Below are 5,130 nucleotides of genomic sequence, written 5' to 3'. Positions count from 1 at the left end.
AGGATAAATTCTCGCTGATTTAGCTGCGTTTCTTCTGCTCTCGAATAGCCGCCGCTAGATTTTGCGCCGCCCACTGCCGGTCCAGCAGTTGCGGGTTCTCCTCGAAAAAAACCTGGTTTTTGAGATCCTCGTCAAGTTGATCGGGATTGGCGATGTAATCGCCCGTGAGGATATTTTTCGCCTCTACCAATGCAGCCGCCGCACTCGTCTGAGCACTGCGATCGAATCTGCGGAGAATTTTTTGGGAACTGCGATCGCCTTTCACTGCCGCAAAAATTTCTTCCTCTGAATTTTTCCCGTTAGTTTGCTGTTGGGAAATTTCAGAATTGCCGACCACCGCCAGTTCCCCGCCCTCCTCTTTAAATCCACTCATCGATCCAGTCTCATTAATCCAGTCGTGAAGGCGATCGAGCAGATCTACTTCGGGCTGCTCCAGATAAGCTTCCTTAGTTTCTGGGTCTTTTTTGCTTTTTATTTGCAAGTATTTCAAACGACTGTAATAAGCGTCCTTCTTAATTTCGTAGCGGTCCATAAGTTCCGCTGGAGTAAAGCGATTCTGCTGAGTGCTGCTCATAATTTTTCCCTCGCTACATTACATATTATTGCTCTGTGATTATGGAAAAATATTTTAGCGGATGGCTACCCGAATCCGCAAGCGTGCCTACCCGAATCGCCAGAAATACGCACCAGGATTGCGATCGCAATTCGGGCGACAAACCCGAATTGCAAAACCCTGCAAATTAAAAACAAAACAGATAACTGTTAGAGCTAACAGTTATCTGACTGCTGAAAACGCAACCTCAAAATATCAGCTGCCATAAAATTAGTTCCGGCGGCTTCTGCTGCTTGCTCGTCTTCGGGGCGATCGCCGATAAACCAGGTTTCACCTGGCACTGATTTGTAGTAAGCAATCAAAAAATTAATCATTCCCGGTCCGGGTTTACGAAAATTGCCGAAATTAGTAGTTCCACTTCCTACCCCAATTTTTTGCCGGAGATAAACTTCCCAATCGTTTAGTTTGACCATCCATGCTGACTTGCCGTCGTAACACGGGCAAATCAAGCCAATAGAAATTTCAGGAAATAATCCCAAGCAAAATTTCATTTCCTCAATCGCACTTTCAAAAGATTTTTTTCCGGCTTCAACTCCCCCCTGATTGCTAGCGATCGCAATTTTATATCCGCGCTTTGCAAAATTACTGACGGCCTCAGCAGCACCAGGGAGAATTCGTTGGTCTGTAGGAGACTGAATGAATTTCTCGCCGCAAGCGCTATCAATCAGGGTCTGGTCTTTATCGAAAATAATCAATCCTGTCATGGATTTACTCCTTATATTATTGACAAGAAACTGAACGCTCCCCACCACCCACCCCCAATCACCGCCGTTCACTAAATATAATGTTTGGAGCTGCATCATAACAGCTCCAAACATCCTCTTAATTTGGCCGGTGACGGTTTGCCAATTCGATTTTTACTGCATTGAGAATTTCAACCAAATCACTATTTGGCAAAATTGCCAAATCAATTTTGAGATTTGCAATTGCATTGCGAGCGGCAGATAAACGCGCATTAAGGCGAGCTTCATCCGAAGAATCAACCTCAAAATCTTTTCCAACAACAGTTTCTGGATTTTCGCCAAAATCTTTATCTGGTAATTCCGCACCATCAGTGCCAGCAGGACGGCTTCTACCCAGCAATTCTTTGCGTTTTGCTGCATCTTCTTGCTCAATCGATGTGAATTCAGATTGACAGTTATCAGGCGATAATTTTTTGATTTGCTTCTCGAGTTTATCTCGAAGAGAGATTTTCTCGTGATTTTCTAAACTTTCGTCCTCCTCAATTGAAGAAATATAATCTCGCATCTTACTAACACGAAATTCTATTTCTGGCACTTCACCTGCACCCTCAAAATCCAAAAAAAGATCCAGCTCGCAAGTATGGATTCCGCAATCCCAAAAAACTACAGGGTTATCGGGTCCAGGCGACCAAACGCCAAATTCATAACCCGAATACTGTTTATCTTCTTCAACGCATACAACAGTTCCAAATTGGTTGTCTTTCCAAACCCTATCGCCAGGTTTGAACTGATGCTGTTGGAATGGAAGCTCATCAACAATTTTCAGGTGCTTTGGAAGGAAGTTACCATGAGAAATCCGATGATAATCGAATTCAATATACAAGCCTTCACTGCTTTTGCGAACAACCGTTCCAAGCCGATGTTTGTATATCAAATCCGGACAATTATCGATCGCAAGAACGCGATCGCCCTTTTGAAAAGGGACCATCTCTTTTTCAAGCTCAATAGCCTTGCGATATTGAATTACGCTGGAACGACTTACCCCAAACACAGCGGCAATCGCAGAATCATTAAGCTTACTCCACCTTTTGGATTGCCCGGTCAATAACGCAGCGCGATCGAGGAATTCCTCGATCGCATTTTCGGACAGGCGATCGCAAACGCGGAGGAACTGTTTGCAAGCCTCGCCCCATTCATGCCGCCGCATCTTATAAATTTGCCGAGCGCGTTCGTCACCGGCATTGCTCACGGAGGCACGATAGACCGCCTCTTCGTAGGTGCTGGCCTTGCAAAAACATTCCACGCGATCGCGCTCCGCTTTCTTGAGTGCGCGAATTCGGTGGTGACCCGCCAACAGCCACCACTGTTCCTCAGAATCTGCGATCGCACCAAACCAAACCTCGATTGCTGGTGGTTCGCTGAACTCCAGCCATTCTGCATACTGCGCCACCACGTCATCATCAATCCCCTTGTTTTCAAGGGCCTGGTAGTCAGCACCGCGTGGCTGAAAGCTCGGATGTTCGTGGATTTCATCAATATTTAGCCAGAATGTTTCTGGTTTTGGTTGCGCGATCGCAACTGGTTGCGCGATCGCATCGGAAACTTGCACCGGCGGATTTTCCGCTGGCGGTGATTCCGGCATCGAAAAATCCGGAATCTTCTTTAATCCGCGCTTATTAATATTTTCTGCACAGTGGTAAGCAAAAGCGAGTTTCTGAGTTTGCGATCGCCCCTTGTCGTCAGATTTCCCTGTGAATCCAACCCACCAATCCATAAGCCGGGGGGCTTTTGTTTTGCCCTCGCCGTGGCAAACAATTTCAAAATTGCCACTCACCATCGCTCCCGATTCGTAATCGGCTTCTATCCGATTGATTTCGCGAGAAGTTTTACAAATCCAAAAATGAAATCCGTCAGTGCCTCGTTTGGTGCCATCTTGTTCGAAAACAGTAAAAACAGTATTTTCAGGAACATCCAAACAAACATATTCCAAATAATTTGAATGGTTATCCGAGCGCCCATCTTCCTTGACTTGCCATTCTTCCAAACCGCGCACGTAAAATTTTGCCCAAGTGCTGCTGTGCTGTTCCTGGCCTTGTATAAATTCTAAGTTGCAGCCAGTGCCAGACTTCGACTCACTGGAATAGAGTTCGATTTCATCGAGCGGAATTCCTTTGATAATTTCGCCAACCCGATCCACGCCGGCTGGCTGTAGCCAGCACTTTTCTTTAAAAATTTTTTCAATCGTTCCGACGATGATTTCTTCGCCATTTTGAGGAATCCATTGGACGCGATCGCCTTTATAGAATTTGAATTGCATGCTTATTCTCCTATTTAATTTCTTCCTGTGAATATCCGAAAGCAATTGCAGCTTCCCGCCAGGTGTAGGGATACCAGCGTTTGAGGCAGTCGAGAGATATGCCGAAATCTGCAGCGGTCATCACAGGATGCACCGGCCCTAATTTTTCAATCGGTTGCCGAGGCAGTTGAAAAAGGAACACGCTGGTAGGATTGGAACAGCTCTCAAAAGACTTTTCCACGTGCGCGGCTGCACCATAGGCTTGGGAGATATCCCGCGACGCGATCGCGCGAATCACGCGCGTATCCGCCTTATTTCCTTTCAAAATTCCCAGTTCCTCTAATTTGCGCTGCAGATCTGTGGGAATTTCTTTCTCTGGCAATTTTGGTGCTAATTTTGGTTTCGGATTGTTAATTTCAAATTGATTACCCGAGGTGGTCTTTTTTTCTTTTTCTTCTTTTAGATCTAAGGGTTCTTGAAACTCTTTCTCTGAGCGGGTTTCAGGCTCTGATTGTTGCGTGACGATCGCACTGCTGTGCGACGCGATCGCATCCTGTGCGTGACGATCGCATTCCGTGCGTGGCGATCGCATTGGTGTAGGGCGATCGCGTTCTACCTCATGTGGTGCCGCGCTATGATGCGCCGGAACAGCATTTAAAAGCTTAAGAGAAACCGTCTCGAAAGCGATCCAACCCTTTTCAGACAACCGTCCCAGGGCGCGGCTAATCGTGCTGCGATCGCATCGCAAAATATCTGCGATTTCCTTAACCTTGAGCGTCAGCTGACCCCCAAAGGGATGAAGCGATCGCAAGTAATAAAGAAGCTTGATTTCAGACGGTTTCAGCTCGTCCCAAGCTTGGATCCACTCCTGATTTGTCAATTGGTAAAATGTTGGTGTTTGTGCCATAATAGAATTACCGTGAATTTTAAGCAGACCGAGATACTTGCTAATTTCACTATACCGCCAATTTACTTGGCGGTCTATATTTTGTTACAATTCGTTACATTATGGAAACTAAACCGACGGCTCCGATTATTGAATGGCTGATTGAGGAACAAGGAGGGCTTGAAGGCAAAGAAGTTTCCGAAGTCGCTGGAATCTCGCCAGTGACTTGGAGCAAGATAAGGCAAGGCAAACAGAATCCAACTGGCGATACAATTTGGCGCGTAATGTGCGCGATCGCAGCGTTACGTCCGCGCAGCGCGTGCGCGGAAGTGGTGCAGATTATTAAAGGAGAAAAACGACAACCACCTTCTTTAGCAAATATTATCGAAGCATCCACAGAGGAAGAGTTGGAAGCGATTATGAAACTAATAATAAAACGACTCTTTTCTGAAAAAAGAATTCAAATGGTAATCAACTGAATATTAAATTAATGAATAACTGTTAGACCTAACAGTTATTTTTTTGTAATTTTTTTAATTTTCTTCTGGGACGAGCCGAGCCAGCCCAAAAAAGAAAGCGGAGCCAAGGGCAGATGGATGGCGACACCCAAACAGGGTACCACGCCGCCCCCATGATCAAGGGTTCGCTCGCT

Annotated in this window: 5 protein-coding genes; 1 reads left to right on the top strand and 4 read right to left on the bottom strand. The window is 45.9% G+C overall.

The window, feature by feature from the left end; translation table 11 throughout:
• Positions 1 to 19: 19 nt before the first annotated feature.
• The 4 genes from LKK83_RS31100 to LKK83_RS31085 all read right to left on the bottom strand — a co-directional run bounded on the left by LKK83_RS31100 (position 20) and on the right by LKK83_RS31085 (position 4,499).
• A complete protein-coding gene (locus LKK83_RS31100; protein ID WP_324635343.1) occupies positions 20 to 574 on the bottom strand; it encodes a hypothetical protein in 555 nt (184 codons plus the stop codon).
• A gap of 194 nt (positions 575 to 768) precedes the next feature.
• Positions 769 to 1,416 (bottom strand): HAD-IIIA family hydrolase, encoded by a 648-nt coding sequence (locus LKK83_RS31095; RefSeq protein WP_324635342.1) that lies wholly within the window; start codon positions 1,414 to 1,416, stop codon positions 769 to 771.
• 19 nt (positions 1,417 to 1,435) lie between these two features.
• Complete coding sequence (locus LKK83_RS31090) at positions 1,436 to 3,613, bottom strand: hypothetical protein (RefSeq protein ID WP_324635341.1); 2,178 nt, start codon at positions 3,611 to 3,613, stop codon at positions 1,436 to 1,438.
• 10 nt (positions 3,614 to 3,623) lie between these two features.
• Positions 3,624 to 4,499 (bottom strand): helix-turn-helix domain-containing protein, encoded by an 876-nt coding sequence (locus LKK83_RS31085; protein ID WP_324635340.1) that lies wholly within the window; start codon positions 4,497 to 4,499, stop codon positions 3,624 to 3,626.
• A 101-nt stretch (positions 4,500 to 4,600) separates the two neighbouring features.
• Between LKK83_RS31085 and LKK83_RS31080 the strand changes: the two genes are divergently transcribed.
• Positions 4,601 to 4,957 (top strand): hypothetical protein, encoded by a 357-nt coding sequence (locus LKK83_RS31080; RefSeq protein WP_324635339.1) that lies wholly within the window; start codon positions 4,601 to 4,603, stop codon positions 4,955 to 4,957.
• Positions 4,958 to 5,130 lie beyond the last annotated feature (173 nt).

It is taken from the genome of Phormidium sp. CCY1219, assembly GCF_035615515.1.
Taxonomy (GTDB): Bacteria; Cyanobacteriota; Cyanobacteriia; order Cyanobacteriales; family Laspinemataceae; genus CCY1219.
The sequence above is the reverse complement of the archived record's forward strand: the minus strand, read 5'-3'. Positions and strand labels throughout refer to the sequence as shown.